Source organism: Algoriphagus sediminis, from assembly GCF_030403435.1.
In the GTDB taxonomy this organism is placed as follows: Bacteria; Bacteroidota; Bacteroidia; order Cytophagales; family Cyclobacteriaceae; genus Algoriphagus; species Algoriphagus sediminis.
The window spans coordinates 15,055-30,621 of record NZ_JAUEPH010000010.1 but is presented as its reverse complement, the minus strand read 5'-3'; the positions used below and the strand labels follow the sequence as shown (position 1 = coordinate 30,621).

Genomic DNA, 15,567 nt, shown 5'->3' with positions numbered 1-15,567 from the left:
CCTAAATTTTAACTGGCTTCCCGGTTTCGGCTGACGCCAAAATCGCCTGAACTATCCGGATATCCCTCAAGCCCTCTTCTCCGGGTACCCGCATGGCTTTTCCAGCCATAATAGCAAGAGAATCCTGGTCCATTTGGTTTGCTTGCTGCCAGGGCTGTTCATACGGGAAATTAATTTCTCCAAGGGGACTTTTACCTTTGTTGCCCGCATACGATGAGAAGGGTTCCATTTCAATGGTTCCTTTTTCACATTCTATATCAAGGTAATTGAATTGCTCCGCAAAGGAAGTTTTCATTTTTCCAATCACCCCTCCTGGAAATTCCAATACTGCCTCAACATTATCAGCTAATCCATTTTTATAGATTTCTGGACGATCCGTCCAAGCTTTGGCTGAGCGAACAGCGATGGGCTCCATTCCAGATCCCAATCTCAATCCTTGAATCGGATAAACACCCATATCATAAATCACACCTCCACCCATTTCCTTTTTCTGCTTCCAATGGTCCGTCCTGTTATCTCTGTATCCAGCTGCACAATCTATCCCTACCACTTCTCCCAGCGTTTTTTCCTTGATGATTTTCTGGAAGGCCAAAGTATTGGGTTCATGCTGACAGCGGTAGCCAATGGCTAAACTAACTCCTGCATCTTTACAGGCATCTATCATGGTTTGACATTCCTCTGTGGTAATGGCCATCGGTTTTTCGCACCAGACATGTTTACCAGTTGCAGCTGCCCTAACCACGTATTCCATATGCATGGAAGGTGGAAGCACGATATAAATCACATCTATGTCCGGGTTATTCTTGATCTCCTCAAAGTTGTCATAGTTGTAAGTATTAGCCTCAGAGATTCCATATTTGTCCTGCCATATTTTTTCCTTTGCAGGTGTCCCAGTCACAATACCCGCCAGATGACAATGCTGGGTTTGTTGCAAGGCAGGAGCCAGCAAGTCTGTACTGTAATAGCCCAGCCCAACCAGAGCTACTCCAAGACCATTGTTTTTTCTTGTTTTCGAGAAAAGGCTATAAGGTGAAACTAAACTCGCCCCAGCCATTAGTGAAATAGTTTTTAGGGTATCCCTTCGTGAAAAATTACTCATGAGAAATCAGGTTAAATAATTGATAATAAATAATATACAAATCCTCAGGATTAACCAAGGATGATGACTCTAATTCTTTTCTATGGGCAATCTGGCACCGGACTCATTAAGCCAAATTTCTATTTTCCGAGCGAGATCTGTAGCTATCAAGGGTCTTGAATTAATTATATTATTTGTCTCTGCCAGGTCAAATTTCAAATCATAAAGCTCTGCCTGACTTCCATCAAAGTAATAGATCAACTTATAATTTCTGGATCGTATTATAGCATAAGGAACCACATCGCTTCCCCGATAATGAGGGAAATGCCAGAACAAATCCCGGTCTTCTAACTTTGCTGTTCTGGAAGTCAGAAGCGGTTTCAAGCTTTTTCCTACCAACCCATTCTCTGGAATAGGCTGTTCTAACATATCCAAAATTGTAGGCAGCCAATCCATGGAAATAATTGGACTTTCTTCTTTCACTCCATCTTTCACAATACCAGGAAAACTCACGATAGTTGGAACCCGAATACCTCCTTCGTAAGGATATCCTTTTTGGGATCTTAGAGGAGAATTATTCGTAATAGGACGATCTGGGTTTCCTATCAATCCACCATTGTCGGATGTGAAAATAATCATGGTTTTCTCTCTTAGTCCATTCGCTTCAAGAGAGGATATAATTTTGCCTACATTCCTGTCGACAGACTCCACCAGGGCAGCATATACAGGATTTTCCTGCTTGCCTTTTGGTTTACTTTCATATTTTTCAACAAGTTCAGGTGGCCCCATAATCGGAGTATGAACGGCATAGGGAGCATAATGAACAAAAAAAGGCCCATGACTATTTTTCTCGATAAAATTAACCACCTCATCTCCCTCCCGATCGGTCAAAAACTCTCCCTCTTTTCTGGGTTCAAGTGTGGTAATCTCATAAAATTCTCTTGGCTCACTAGGTTTATATGGATCAAAATAACTTGGGGGCTGACCCAGATCATTCCCTCCAATATTCACATCGAAACCTTGGTCCTCAGGATGAAAACCTTCTTCACCTAGATGCCATTTGCCAACATGAAGGGTTCGGTATCCTAAAGGTTTCAAATACTCCGCTATTGTCTTTTCCTCCAGAGGTAAGAAGCCTTGAATTGTAGGAGTTTTCAATGGTTTATCTTCAAATTCCTCATAATCTTCTGGTTCACCTGAAGTTGAAGCACCTTGGAACTTCGCCCTGATCCAATCTGTAATGCCAAGATTAGCCGGGTATTTGCCAGTTAGAAGTGCTGCCCTAGTGGGAGAGCAAATTGCAGCAGCGGCATAAGAATTTGTAAATAAAACTCCTTCTTCGGCAAGTCTGTCAATATTGGGAGTGTCATAAAAATCTGAGCCCAAGGCCCCGATATCCGTCCATCCCAAATCATCTACATGAATCAAAACAATGTTGAACTTTTCAGGAATTTGGGCATATGAAAAATGCCATAGAAAAAGAGTGATTAAGCCTAAAAAGAGTCTTCGCATAGATCAATATCAAAAAATCCGGAGGCTAATCAGAGATTTTTGTAAACTTTTTTCCTCCAAATCTGACTGGATTCTGAGATTAATGATTTGCATAAAAATGTTTAATTATTTTATGCAACTATCGCTTACAAATTTATCGTTAAGAAATCAGAAATCGATCTATGTGGTGTTAGGTCGGATTTTGTGTTTAACAATCAGACAGAGGTCAGGGGCAGAAGTTGGGTCTGTCCCCTCCTCTGCACCACTAAAAAAATGTAGCGGCTTTACCGCTTTTTTTATGCCTTTACTAAAACCCAACCACGGCTTCACAGAGAACTCGAAACTCCTTATCTGGATTCAAGACATCTTCAAAAGCGTCATAGTCTGCCCAGAAAAATCCAGCATCTCCCCAGCCTTCACCCCAGGAGTTCACCACTTTAAAGGCATTATTTTCATCTGAATACCCCACTACTAACATGGCATGGGCACCCTGAATATCCTTTGGGACTACTCGATGAGGTCTATATGCGGAGAGTCCGGCATCATCTTTTTTTCCAAATTCCAGGTCCAAACCCATCGTGATCACCACCGGGTTTTGATCATTTAAAAGGGCTTTCATTTCTGAAATCATATTTTCTCCAGTCAAAACCTTGAATCCATTCAGACGATATTCTTGAGCCAAAATTTGGTTTTCTTCCTTTGGTAATTCATCGCAACCCTCCGCCTGATAAGGGAATAAATCCAACCCCAAAGCCCCTTCACTTACCAATTTTTCCATAGCAAATTGAACTGAAGTTGGAATACAATTATTCCCTTCCGTCATTTGGTTATAAATGAATGAAGGACTGAAAGCCACTTTTTTATTGGTTCGGGCAGCATTTTGAATATTCACTTGAAGACTCCGCCCATAATAAGTTGTAGCCCATGCTGTGCAAGAAGGGAGCCTCCCCTGGTTGCCAACAGGCGGAAGGAAATTACTTAAATCAACTTCAGAAGGCAGGTTATCCGGAATGGGATAATCCACCAGTGAATTTTCATGAATATTTGCGCTTCCTGCAAACCCATAACAAAAACTTGTCAAAGCCCCCATGAAAAACTCCTCACCAGAATCTGACACGAAAACCTCAGATTCTACGGTCAGTGGATCAATTGGGACCAGGATGACGGTTTCATCTTGACAACTAGCTAAAATTGAAACAGCCAAAAATAAAAATAGACTTCTTTTCATTAATTTATTTGGATACAATTTTACAAAAGGAACAATGGGTGAATCTTGTCGGAGAAAGAAAAATGAGGTTTAATCGTTTGTTTCTGCCAAAGCTTCTTCAGCTTTTTTCAGATTCTTAATAAATAGCCCAAGATCACTGTGCCTTTCAAATGTACCTAAAGCAACTGCTCTCTGATAGGCATCTAAAGATTCCTCCACTCTCCCAAGAGCAAAAAGTCCATCTCCATAGCTATCATAAACATTCGCCGAATTTGGATTTTTCTTCAGGTTGTGTTCAAATATAATCAAAGCCATTTCATTCAAGTCTGATCTCATAAGACTATACCCCATCATATTGAACCCCCTTTCTGAAAGCTTGTAATCCGGTATATAGGTTTCAAGACCTTCGATAAAAAGCTTGAACTCGAGCGAACTCATTTCTCTGGCAGATTTTGCGATAAGGTTTAAAGGATCGAAACTGACTAGATTTTGAACATGTAGATTAATGATCATTGGAGAGGAATTAACCATACCATGTGTGTAATCAGGTGTAACCAAGAGGCTAGAATTCGGCATCTTCTCTGTAAGGTTTTGAAAGTATTCAATTCTTTGGTCAATGACCTCTTGTAGGTCTGTTTTTTGAATTTTTGAATTGCCCGGATTCCAAGAAAAAGTATTTAGCTTTTTTCCTAAAATTATAGTGATTGGAAGATTTGGTGAGATTCCTTTCTCCCAATCCAACCCTTTTTCTAATTCAGACAAAAACCCCAAATCCTTCATTGAGCAAGCCAATCTTAAGGATTTTATGTAATTCGATAATTCCATATCAGCCTCTCCACCACTTAAAGACCCAACGTTCTCATAATAGACTTCCTCACCGGGTGATGTTGGATTTAAAAGGACTAAACCTCTGACATCTTCCTGATTATTTGCAACGAAATTCTTTGCCAAATAGGCTCCCAGACCATCCCCTACTAGAATATAAGGTGGCCTTTGACCCATCTCAGAAAGCAACTTTCTTAAAGTCCTAGCATGGCCATCTAAAGTAAGTTCTGAAGGGTTTCCGACAGAATTAAAGAGATCACTTCGATCGTAGCTAAGGACCGGCCCTTCTTTGGCGAGTTCCGAAAAAAGCAAATCGAGAGATGATAAGGGACTTGCCAAATCCTGCTCTAGAATAATTAAAGGCTGGCCAAAAACGCGTTCGCTTAAACCAGCAGACTTGATATCAATTTCAGTGTCATTAATTGTTATGACACTCTTTTGATGCTGAGCAAAAAGTGAAAAAGAAATTGAAAGTAAGAAAGCGAGGGCTAAAAGTGAAGATTTCATAATAGTTGAATTTAATTTCAACTAAAATTTAACTATTTGCCTTTAGTTTACCAACTAATTAAATTGGGTTTAAGTAATTTTAAAACCTACAAATTCATCCTTTTCAATTCTTCAATCGCATGATTGGCTGCTCTTGCAGTTATGGCCATGAAGGTCAAAGTCGGGTTTTGAGTGCTTGTGCTTGTCATGCAGGCACCGTCGGAAACGAACACATTTTTACATCCATGAACCTGATTCCATTTATTCAAAATTGATTCCTTTGGATCATTTCCCATTCTTACACCACCCATTTCATGAATGTCCGAGCCTGGTAATGCCCCCGAATCACTCACATTGATATTTGTGAATCCCGCCTTTTCATACATTTCCGTCTGCTGCTCCACAAAATCCGCTGTCATTTTATCATCATTCTCCTTCCATTCTACAGAAAGGATAATCTTCGGAATGCCATATTTATCGGTCTGATCTTCGCTCAGTCTCACATGATTATCTTCCACCGGCACAGTTTCTCCCTGCATCCAGGCGGCCATACCCCAGACATTTCGAAGCTCTTGATTTAAAAGATTATCTCTGAGCTGATCCCCTATCATACTAGTATCAGAGCTCATACCTCTACCTCCAGACATCCCAATAGAATACCCTCTGAGAAAATCGGTGTCTTGCTGAAATACATTTCTAAACCTTGGAACATAGGCATGGCCAGCATGCTTTCCAACCTGCTTTTTATCCAAAAAACCTTCAAACGTAGCATAACCTTTGCCTCGGTAATTATGCGTGGCCAAATATTTACCTAAGACTCCACTGTCATTGCCAAGCCCATTTGGGAATCTTGAAGATTTCGAGTTTAGCATAATTGCATTGGATGCAATAGTTGAAGCATTTACAAAAATAATTCGTGCATAAAAATCCATTTCATTCCCAGTATCCCGATCTATGATTTTGACCCCGGTAGCTTTTCCTTTCTCATCATCATAAATAATGGAATGCACAATTGATTGGGGTCGCACGGTTAAGTTTCCGGTCTTTTCTGCCCATGGCAAAGTGGAAGAGTTTGAGCTAAAATATCCTCCATAAACGCATCCACGATTACACATATCCTGATGCATACAGCGACTTCTACCTTGCTGACGATGAACTTCCTGAGGATCTGTCAGATGTGCACATCGCCCTTGGATCAAATGCCTATCACCAAAATTTTTGATTAGTTGGTCTTTGTAGTATTGCTCAATGCAGCTCAATTCAAAACCGGGCATCACTTCCGAATCCGGTAATTCGGGAAGTCCGTCCTTATTTCCTGCAACACCTGCAAATCTCTCTACATAAGTATACCAAGGGTTTAGATCCTTTGCCCGAATGGGCCAATCAATCGCAAAACCATCTCTGGCCGGGCCTTCGAAATCAAAGTCTGACCATCGCTGAGTAGCTCTTGCCCACAAAAGAGACTTTCCTCCTACATGGTAGCTTCTCCACCAGCGAAATGGCTTTTCAAAAATCACTGGCTGCTCGTCCTCAGTCATTGCCCACTGCACTGTCTCCTCGCGCTTCCAGGACCAACTAGCCAGTCCGGATCTTTGCTCAATCGGAATAGACCCGCGAAATTCGAAATCCCAGGGGTTTTTCGATGCTGTAGGATAGTCTTCGATATGCCTTACCATTCGCCCCCGGTCCAAAACCAGTGTTTTTAGACCTGCTTCACAGAGCTCTTTAGCGGCCCATCCACCACTGGCTCCCGAACCAATAACTATGGCATCATATGTTCTTTTTTGTTTTGAGTCTTGCAGCATCATTCTAAGCTTGTTGGTTTACATCCTCACATCCCTTATACATCCCTGGAGCCAGTTGATAATTTCTGTAATCAACCATCACTTCTTTTGCTGTGGTGAACCCACGGATAGTTTCGGATTTTATTATGTCAAAAAACTTCGTCTTTTCTTCATCTTCAGAATTAGACAAGGATAGAAGCATTTCTTCTCGCTTTCCTTTTTCTGCCGATAAAAAACCCTCTGATTTGAGCTGATCCAGTTGTTTTTTAATCAATTCCTGATCTTCAGATTCATAGCAATGTTCGAAGAGCCGGATCAAAAATTTGTCAGTCCCGGTACTTAAAGCTCCGATAGGTTTAGAATTTGAAGAAGGCACCTTTGGTGGTATTCCTTCAGGAATAATGGTATCCGAAATGGCCGTAAGCATTTGTTCTTGGCGCAGTGTGAAAAAACCTTCGTGAGTAGCTTGATCTATCAATTGCCACTTCCAGTCTGCGAATATCAATCCGGAAATACCCACTGCAGCACCCCCTAGAATTTTTAATGACTTTCTCCTGTCCATAAATGAAATTGACTTATTCTTTTTAATATACTTTTTTCCAAGGCAAAATGGGAATCAAATCGGAAGGCTTTAAAGAATTAACTCATCAAGTCTTAGCGATCAGAATATGCGAAGGAGTACCCAAGAGAGAAATAACCCCGAACGACACCATCATTTGAGTTACTTGATATGCCGATCGTAATTGGCCCAATAATAGATTGATAAGAGATATCTGCACCATAACCAAAGAAATTATCATCCTGGAAAATCCTATCTGGAAATCCTTCATCACTTAAAGAAACATAATCACTGTATCCTAGCCAATTCGCACCTGCGCGGATATAAACTTTTTTAAAGGGGATTAATTGAAAATTCCCGCCCACCACTACAAAATTAGGAGTAGTAACTTCCCCGTAACTCAGTCCCCAAACAGGAGTGTCAACGAATCGTAGATTTTGAATTCCTCCAAGGAAAAAATTATTGAAGGACTTAAGCCCATCTGAAGAACCAACTGTGATTCCTGTTGCCAGTCTGGGTTGAAATTGAACATGCGGACTTATTCCTAAAAATTTAGAGTACCTCCAATAGAGCGTGAGATGAGGGTCTGGTGCAAGCTCCTCTACAAAGCCTTCAAAATCATCCGCCGGAATACCAATCTGCCCACTTGGAAAATCAAAAAAAACTGAATCAACCCCATCCTGCAATCTTACGGTAGTCCAGTCTGAGACATGAAAAATAGGCTCAAATAGGCTTTCCGCTCCTTTTGTTGGGAAGTTTCTGTCATTCTGAGAATTCCTGTAATATGAAGCCCTTAAACCGACAAAACCCTGAGCCGCACTTCTGATATCCTCCGGGACGCTAACATTTATCTTTGCTCTTGAGCGACTAACCTCGTAAATCATGCCTAGATAGAAAGTTTGCTTGAGTGAGGAGGTAGAGATCATATTTGCCTCCATCCTAAAATTACGTTCACCAATTACTTCTGAAATTCTTCCTTCCTCAAATTGTGGAAGCTCAGAATTCAAATAATTTATTCGACCATTGAAGGCGAATCTTTTGGACTCTCCCGTGTATTTATAATAGTCAAATCGGAATTTTGGATTCTCTGAAATATCTGCCAAAAAGACCGATCTACTCAATTTACCCAACCAGTCTCTTGCCATAAAATTCAGTAAAATCCCTGCAGAAAATCTATTATCATAATGAAAGGCCGTGCTTAAAAGGGTCGCTGGTTTCTCCTTGGTATTGATGGTCAAATCATAAATATCCTCACCCACAGGAGTAAGGGAGTAATCTACCTTATAGAATGCATTCACGCCAAAAACCATATCAATTCCATACCTGATATCATCCCGGTCAACCATCTCACCTGGCTCGAATGTAAATTTGGATAAAATCAATGCATCAGAAATTATCCGGTTACCCTTAACAGAAATAGAGTTTAACTTAATTTTTTCCTGATCAAAGCCAATTCCTTCGGTCGTCTCATTCATGTTGATTTCTTTAGCTAACTCCTTAAATCTTCCTAAATAAGCTTGACCAGCCTCATCACCTAACCTTAAAATTTCTTCATAATTCCCAAAGCTCCCAGTGGAATAAGGACCTAAATCGGGTTTGATATAAACATCCGTGTCCTTAATGTTCTCTGAAGTTTTCCTAAGTGATTCCGCCATAGCAAGCTGCATAAGTATAGAAGCGAAACTTTCCAGCTCATCGGCTTTTAAGAAATCTTCATCACTCACATTCACCCCAATCACTATATCCGCTCCCATTTCCCTGACAATGTCAACTGGGAAATTATTTACTACCCCTCCATCTACCACTGAAGTATTTTCAAGTTCAAAGGGTGAAAAAACTGTCGGAATGGCAATGCTGGATCTTAGGGCATCCTGTAAATATCCAGAGCCGAATACAATAGGCTCTCCAGTACTTATGTCCGTAGCCACGCACCTAAACGGGATAGGGAAATCATCAAAAGATTCGTAACCATTTGCCGGCCAGGTATAGTAATGGAGCACATCCGAAAGAGTTTGACCCTCTATCAATCCTGAAGGGAATGAAAGTTTGCCATTGATAACAGGAAACTCGAGAAGATAACGATTGTAATATTCTTTCTCCTCAAAGGAAATATCCTCAAAACTCACCCGGTTTGAGAGAATCAGATCCCAGTCAATGCTTCGGATGATTTGCTCCATTTCATCCGAGCTATAGCCTAAAGAGTACAAACCTCCCACGACCGAACCCATGCTGGTTCCCACCACATAGTCAGCCTTCAACCCTGCCTGTTCCATAGCCCTGATCACACCCACATGGGCCATCCCCTTTGCACCGCCCCCACTAAGTACCAATCCTAGTTTAGGCCTATCGGAGCCATTAACCAGATTAGTTTCCTGCATCCCAAATGACCCTTGGAAATTCAGTAAAAAGGCAAAAAATAGAGCAAATAGGGTTTTGTGAATCATTTATTTCCTGTAGTCCAAAGGTGGCTTACGATCTCCAGTCAATGCCTGATAGGTAAAGTCATCTCCTCGTCTTCTTTCCAATTCTTCTTTTGCCTGTGCTACAGCCTCTGGATTTTCAAATAAATCTATTGCGGTAAGACTTAGCGTTTTCGCTGCTATAATCATCCCCTTGGCACCGATGGACATTCCTCCGGCTGCCACGGCCTGCCAGGTATGGGCAGAGGTTCCTGGTACCCAAGTGGCTACCCGCAATCCAGCGGTTGGAACCAGCCAGCTTACATCTCCAACATCCGTAGATCCACCGGTTCCTTGTTCAACCACCCTAAAAGGTTCAATCTCCGCTGCATCATCTGGAGAAACCATTACTCCCGGAGGATAAGTGGAAATAATTTCTTCAGCGAACTTTCTTTCTTCTGGTGTGTATTCAAGACCTCCTATGCTCTCAAGGTTTGCATGCATGAATTTAGAAAGAGTCTCGTTTGGTAAAATATTATAGACCCCGTTGATAATCTCGTATTCCATTTCTGTATTGGTGCCCTTCGCAGCAGCTTCAGCTATCTCTACCATACGATCAAAAATTTCCTTCACTTTCCTTGCGTCTGGATGTCTTACATAATGATAGGACTCAGCAAAAGCAGGAACCACATTTGGGGCCTCACCACCACGTGTGATCACATAATGCATCCTGGTTTCCTGAGGAACATGCTCGCGAAGCATATTTACCATGAAGTTCATAGCCTCAACTCCATCCAGGGCCGATCGCCCTCTTTCTGGCGCGGCAGCAGCGTGAGAAGCTTCACCGTAAAAGCGGAATTTGGTAGAAATATTTGCAAGAGAAGAGGCTGCGATAGCACTATTTCCAGATCCGGCATGCCAGTGTAGCATAGCATCCACATCATCCATGATCCCGGATTTGGCCATGTAAACCTTTCCTCCACCACCTTCTTCAGCAGGGGTTCCATATAATCTGATGGTACCCTGCATACCATTTTCCTCTAGCCATTCCTTGGCACTTATTGCTGCTGCAACTGAAGCTGCACCGAAAAGGTGATGCCCACATGCATGTCCTGCTCCACCTTCTACCACTGGCTCCCTGAAAGGAACCGCTTTTTGAGAAACTCCAGGCAAAGCATCGAATTCTGCCATAATTCCAATTATTGGTGAGCCAGAACCATATTCTGCAACAAATGCTGTTGGAATTTCAGCTACTCCCGCTTCTACCTGGAAGCCTGCATCAGATAAGGTTTGCTGAAGCAAAGCTGAACTCTCAGTTTCCAGATAGCCCAATTCTGGATTATTCCAGAGCTGCATAGCTATGTCAGTGTAGAACTCTGCCTTTTCATCAAGTTTTTTAATTACCTCACTCTGCCCAAAGGACAAAAAAGGTATCAGAGCGAAAATTAGTATCAGTTTTTTCATGGTTGGGTATTTATACAGGCAAAATAGAAATACTTCCATTCCCGAGAAAAAAAAAGACTCAATTCCTCCAATGTCAATTGAATTCGTTAAATTTTTATTTTAAGCCAAACAACTTAAACCCACTTACTATGAAGAAGTTACTTAAAGTACTGGGCATAATACTAACTATTTTTATTATCGGAGTTCTTGGAATTCTGGCCTTTTTACAGCTTGGATTTCCAAAGGTTAGTCCCGCTAAAGAATTGAATATTGAATACACTTCCGAGAGGATAGAGCGGGGAAAATACCTTGCACATCATGTCACTCTTTGTATGGATTGCCATGCCGAACGAGACTTTGGGCAATTTGCCGGGCCACCCAAGGCTGGTACCCTTGGAAAGGGTGGTGATGTATTTGATCATCAGATGGGCTTTCCAGGAGTCTTTTATGCTAAAAACATAACACCGACGGGAATTTCAGACTACACAGATGGGGAACTCTTTAGGGTAATTACCACTGGGGTAGACAATGAAGGTGAACCGATTTTTCCAGTTATGCCCTACCAATATTATGGCAAGATGGATCCTGAGGATATTTATGATATCATCGCCTACATCCGTTCACTACCGGCCCAGGGTAGCGAAATTCCAGAATCCAAAGCCGATTTTCCTGTGAATTTTATAATCCGTTCTGTTCCTAAAGATGGCGAACCAACAAAAAGACCAGACCCTTCGGATCAAATAGCATATGGATCTTATCTTGTAAATGCCGCGGGCTGTGCAGAGTGTCATACTCCCGTCGATGCGCAGGGAGCAATCATTCCAGAACTATCCTTTACCGGTGGACGATCTTTTGTCATGCCAGGTGGCACCTTGTTATCTTCAAACATTACCCCACATGAAAATGGTTTAGGAGGCTGGACAGAGGATTACTTTGTACAAATGTTCAAGCAATATGAAGACTCCTCATATGTGAACCCTCCTGTTGCTCCTGGTGATTATAACACAATAATGCCTTGGACCATGTATGCCGGAATGAAAGAAAGTGATCTAAGTGCGATTTATGCCTATATCATGACTTTGGCGCCTTCTCCTAATTCAGTCACCAAATGGACAGCTGGTGCTGTAGCCGAAAATTAAAATTTTGAAACCTTCAAATTGTGACCTTCGTTCTCATGCTAGTTTGGGATTCAAATATAGAATCTCGAACTTTGCATGAAATGAAGAAAATTCTTTCCATATCACTTTTAATGATATTCCTCATGGGTCAGGTGAATCTGACCATGGCATCTCATTTTTGTGGTGAAGAATTAGTCTCTACAAATGTTGGAGTGAATGTGCAAAAGGATCATTGCTGTGGTGATAAGGAAAAGGCCCCCAAGGATTGCTGCGAGGATCAAATTGCTCAGGCAGATGCCGATGATTTTTTCGGTAAGACAAAAATAGACTTAAAGGTCAGTCCCTCTTTCCTTCTTGCTTATACTATTGTCTTATCCTCGGGAATAGAAAAGGACATTCAAAAAAGCGCTTTCAGTTTAGAAAATGAGAGTGTTCCTATTCCAGATTATCAAATACTTTTCCAAACCTTCCTAATATAAGATTGCTTGTTTTCGGCCCCTTCTGGGAGTGAAATCATTGTTTTACAAGCAAATCTTATGAAATACAAAATCTTATTAATAGTACTGTTTTGCCCAATTGTTCTTTGGGCACAAAACTCGGTCCGTGGTAAGGTCACCTCTGATTCTGAGGGTGAACTTATCGGAGTGAGTATAAAGGTTATGGATAAACCTTTTGGTGCGATCACGGATAACTCTGGCCATTTTATTCTCGACAACATTCTACCTGAGGATAGGCTGATCGTTTCCTATTTGGGCTATCAGACTGACACTCTCGAGCCTGTTTTTAGTGAGGAAATGGTCATTCTAATGCAAGAATCAGACGAGGCCATGGATGAAGTTGTGGTCCGAGGTCAATCCGATGGAGTGGTAGAAGAAGCGCCATTTCTGAATATTCTGATTACTGAGGCAGAACTGCAAAAGGCAGCTTGCTGTAACCTCTCAGAAAGCTTTGAAACCAATGCCTCAGTGGATGTTTCTTATGCTGATGCCATCACGGGTACCAAAATGATTCAAATGATGGGTCTGGACGGCCGATACACTCTGATCAGTCGAGAAGGCATTCCGAATATTAGAGGCCTGAACTCCAGACAGGGCTTAGCCTATGTGCCAGGAACCTGGATTCAATCCATCGATGTGGGTAAAGGAGCCGGTTCAGTGATTAATGGTTACGAATCCATGGCTGGCCAAATTAATGTTGAACTTTTCAAACCAGAGACCATGGATAAATGGTACCTGAATGCTTACCTGAATTCTTTTGGCCGGCTGGAGCTCAATACAAATCGTCAAATCCAAATTTCTGATAAATGGAGCTCCGGGATTCTTTTCCATGCGGATCAACTTACCTCAGAAATTGAAGGCAATGGAGATGGATTCATGGATATCCCAAAAAGCCGTCAAATCAATTTACTTAATCGATATAAGTATGAGGGAGATAGACTGATGGCTCAAATAGGCTTCAATATTTTCACAGCACAGCAAGCGGGTGGGCAGTTGGGCTTTGATTTTGGAGATGACTTATCCACAAGTCCTATGTATGGCTACCAGTTGAATACCAAAAAGGCAGAGCTATTTGGTAAAATCGGAATGATTTACCCTGCCAAACCAACTCAAAGCTGGGGTTTCCAATATTCGCTTTCCTATCAGGATTTTGATGGTGGGGCTGGAAGAAGGCTGTATTCTGGAGAGCAGACTTCGGCTTACGGTAACTTCATATATCAAAACATCATCGGAAATAGTTTCCACCAGTACAAGACCGGTGCGAGTTTCCTTTATGATGAATTCAATGAAGGTTTTGATGCTGGAAATGAAGGAGGATTGGACTCTACTTTTGTTCGTACTGAAAAAGTACCAGGGCTTTTCTTTGAGTATAATTATATCCCGAGTGATGATTTTACTTTGGTGGTAGGAGCAAGGACGGATTTCCATAACCTCTTTGGAACTTACTTTACTCCGAGAGCACATGCCAGATGGGCATTTACACCTAATCTAACCCTTCGGGGTTCTGTAGGTAAAGGCTATCGGACTCCGAATGCACTCATGGAAAATAGCATGATCTGGGTTTCTTCCAGAGAAATCCAATTCTTGTCAGATCTAAAGCCGGAAGTGTCATGGAATACAGGAGTTAGTCTTTCGGCCAATTTTATGTTGGATAGTAGACCATTGACTCTTGTGGCAGACTATTTCTACACGGATTTTGAGAATCAGCTGGTCTATGATCAGGACATAAGCTCCGATCTATTAGTCATCAATAATCTTCAGGGAGAGTCCTTCGGACAAAGCTTTCAACTCGAAGTGAGCTATCCATTGACAGAGCAACTAGACGTCAAAGCAGCCTATAAAAACTACCAGAACAAAATGACCACAGATGGAATTTTGAGACAAGTGCCATTTCAGAGTCAGGATAGGTTTTTTCTAAACATGGCCTATGCCACTAATTATGAAAAATGGAAAGCAGATATGACATTAAACTGGAATGGTCCAATGCGATTACCAGACACCAGTGATAGCCCCGTAGAGTTCCAACTTCCACCTGAATCCCCTGATTTCTTCATGCTCAATGCCCAGGTTTCCAGAGGTTTCCGATGGGGAAATATTTACCTGGGAGGAGAAAATATTTTAAATTTCAAACAAGAAAATCCAATCGTTGACCCTGAGAATCCATTCGGTCCCAACTTTGATGCATCAATGACTTGGGGTCCGATAGCTGGTAGGGTGATCTACGCTGGAATCAGATATAAAATCAAAAACTAAAGAATATGAAAAAAGTAATTCTAACCATCCTAATTGCATCATTCGGCTTTTTGGCGCATGCCCAAATCAAGACCATAGGAATAAAAACTTCGGCAGTCTGTGAGATGTGTAAAAATACTCTTGAAAAAGACCTCACATTCGAAAAAGGGGTAAAGTCCGTAAATCTTGATTTAGAAACGATGGTACTGAACATTGCCTACCTTGACTCTAAAACCAGCCCTGAAATTCTTCGACAAAGAATTGCAAAGGTTGGATATAATGCGGACAGTGTGATGCGTGACCCGAAGGCTTATGCAAAACTTGACGAATGCTGTAAAGATGGTGCCCATTCAGATGAGGTAGACCATTCCAAACACAAAAAGAAAAAAGGAGACGGAAATTAATCCGAGAATTGTTAAGGCCATTCAGAGTTTACTGAATGGCTTTT

The 15,567-nt window shown here is 41.6% G+C and carries 12 protein-coding genes; 4 read left to right on the top strand and 8 right to left on the bottom strand.

The genetic code is table 11. The features are described 5' to 3' along the window. Position 1: 1 nt before the first annotated feature. The 8 genes from QVH07_RS17315 to QVH07_RS17280 form a co-directional block, all read right to left on the bottom strand. A complete protein-coding gene (locus QVH07_RS17315) occupies positions 2-1,099 on the bottom strand; it encodes a Gfo/Idh/MocA family protein (RefSeq protein WP_290002958.1) in 1,098 nt (365 codons plus the stop codon). Positions 1,100-1,168: 69 nt separating this feature from the next. Beyond that, positions 1,169-2,590: a sulfatase gene (locus tag QVH07_RS17310; protein ID WP_290002956.1), complete on the bottom strand. Its 1,422-nt coding sequence runs from the start codon at positions 2,588-2,590 to the stop codon at positions 1,169-1,171. A 286-nt stretch (positions 2,591-2,876) separates the two neighbouring features. Next, the gene (locus QVH07_RS17305) at positions 2,877-3,797 is read right to left on the bottom strand and encodes a C1 family peptidase (RefSeq protein ID WP_290002954.1); all 921 of its coding nucleotides are present in this window, start codon (positions 3,795-3,797) and stop codon (positions 2,877-2,879) included. Between the two features lie 69 nt (positions 3,798-3,866). Further along, positions 3,867-5,108, bottom strand: a complete 1,242-nt coding sequence (locus QVH07_RS17300; RefSeq protein WP_290002953.1) for a hypothetical protein — start codon at positions 5,106-5,108, stop codon at positions 3,867-3,869. An 86-nt stretch (positions 5,109-5,194) separates the two neighbouring features. Next, positions 5,195-6,892 carry a GMC oxidoreductase gene (locus QVH07_RS17295; protein WP_290003014.1) on the bottom strand — a complete coding sequence of 566 codons (1,698 nt, stop codon included), beginning with the start codon at positions 6,890-6,892 and terminating at the stop codon, positions 5,195-5,197. A 4-nt stretch (positions 6,893-6,896) separates the two neighbouring features. Continuing rightward, positions 6,897-7,433 (bottom strand): gluconate 2-dehydrogenase subunit 3 family protein, encoded by a 537-nt coding sequence (locus QVH07_RS17290; RefSeq protein ID WP_290002949.1) that lies wholly within the window; start codon positions 7,431-7,433, stop codon positions 6,897-6,899. Positions 7,434-7,525: 92 nt separating this feature from the next. Continuing rightward, the gene (locus tag QVH07_RS17285) at positions 7,526-9,808 is read right to left on the bottom strand and encodes a patatin-like phospholipase family protein (RefSeq protein ID WP_290002948.1); all 2,283 of its coding nucleotides are present in this window, start codon (positions 9,806-9,808) and stop codon (positions 7,526-7,528) included. A gap of 66 nt (positions 9,809-9,874) precedes the next feature. Beyond that, positions 9,875-11,293 carry an amidohydrolase gene (locus tag QVH07_RS17280; RefSeq protein WP_290002945.1) on the bottom strand — a complete coding sequence of 473 codons (1,419 nt, stop codon included), beginning with the start codon at positions 11,291-11,293 and terminating at the stop codon, positions 9,875-9,877. A gap of 128 nt (positions 11,294-11,421) precedes the next feature. Between QVH07_RS17280 and QVH07_RS17275 the strand changes: the two genes are divergently transcribed. From QVH07_RS17275 to QVH07_RS17260, 4 genes are all read left to right on the top strand, one after another. Next, entirely contained in the window at positions 11,422-12,411 is a 990-nt protein-coding gene (locus tag QVH07_RS17275; RefSeq protein WP_290002942.1) for a c-type cytochrome, read from the top strand. 80 nt (positions 12,412-12,491) lie between these two features. Then, a complete protein-coding gene (locus tag QVH07_RS17270) occupies positions 12,492-12,869 on the top strand; it encodes an HYC_CC_PP family protein (protein WP_290002939.1) in 378 nt (125 codons plus the stop codon). Between the two features lie 57 nt (positions 12,870-12,926). Further along, on the top strand, positions 12,927-15,140 hold the full coding sequence (locus QVH07_RS17265; protein ID WP_290002936.1) for a TonB-dependent receptor: 2,214 nt from the start codon (positions 12,927-12,929) through the stop codon (positions 15,138-15,140). A 5-nt stretch (positions 15,141-15,145) separates the two neighbouring features. Further along, the gene (locus tag QVH07_RS17260; RefSeq protein ID WP_290002933.1) at positions 15,146-15,523 is read left to right on the top strand and encodes a heavy-metal-associated domain-containing protein; all 378 of its coding nucleotides are present in this window, start codon (positions 15,146-15,148) and stop codon (positions 15,521-15,523) included. The last annotated feature ends 44 nt before the right edge of the window (positions 15,524-15,567 follow it).

Coding starts and splice junctions, on each gene's coding strand:
- QVH07_RS17260 (WP_290002933.1), top strand. CDS start 15,146: ATGAAAAAAGTAATTCTAACCATCCTAATTGCATCATTCGGCTTTTTG.
- QVH07_RS17265 (WP_290002936.1), top strand. CDS start 12,927: ATGAAATACAAAATCTTATTAATAGTACTGTTTTGCCCAATTGTTCTT.
- QVH07_RS17310 (WP_290002956.1), bottom strand. CDS start 2,590: ATGCGAAGACTCTTTTTAGGCTTAATCACTCTTTTTCTATGGCATTTT.
- QVH07_RS17300 (WP_290002953.1), bottom strand. CDS start 5,108: ATGAAATCTTCACTTTTAGCCCTCGCTTTCTTACTTTCAATTTCTTTT.
- QVH07_RS17275 (WP_290002942.1), top strand. CDS start 11,422: ATGAAGAAGTTACTTAAAGTACTGGGCATAATACTAACTATTTTTATT.
- QVH07_RS17290 (WP_290002949.1), bottom strand. CDS start 7,433: ATGGACAGGAGAAAGTCATTAAAAATTCTAGGGGGTGCTGCAGTGGGT.
- QVH07_RS17270 (WP_290002939.1), top strand. CDS start 12,492: ATGAAGAAAATTCTTTCCATATCACTTTTAATGATATTCCTCATGGGT.
- QVH07_RS17280 (WP_290002945.1), bottom strand. CDS start 11,293: ATGAAAAAACTGATACTAATTTTCGCTCTGATACCTTTTTTGTCCTTT.
- QVH07_RS17305 (WP_290002954.1), bottom strand. CDS start 3,797: ATGAAAAGAAGTCTATTTTTATTTTTGGCTGTTTCAATTTTAGCTAGT.
- QVH07_RS17315 (WP_290002958.1), bottom strand. CDS start 1,099: ATGAGTAATTTTTCACGAAGGGATACCCTAAAAACTATTTCACTAATG.
- QVH07_RS17295 (WP_290003014.1), bottom strand. CDS start 6,892: ATGCTGCAAGACTCAAAACAAAAAAGAACATATGATGCCATAGTTATT.
- QVH07_RS17285 (WP_290002948.1), bottom strand. CDS start 9,808: ATGCAGGAAACTAATCTGGTTAATGGCTCCGATAGGCCTAAACTAGGA.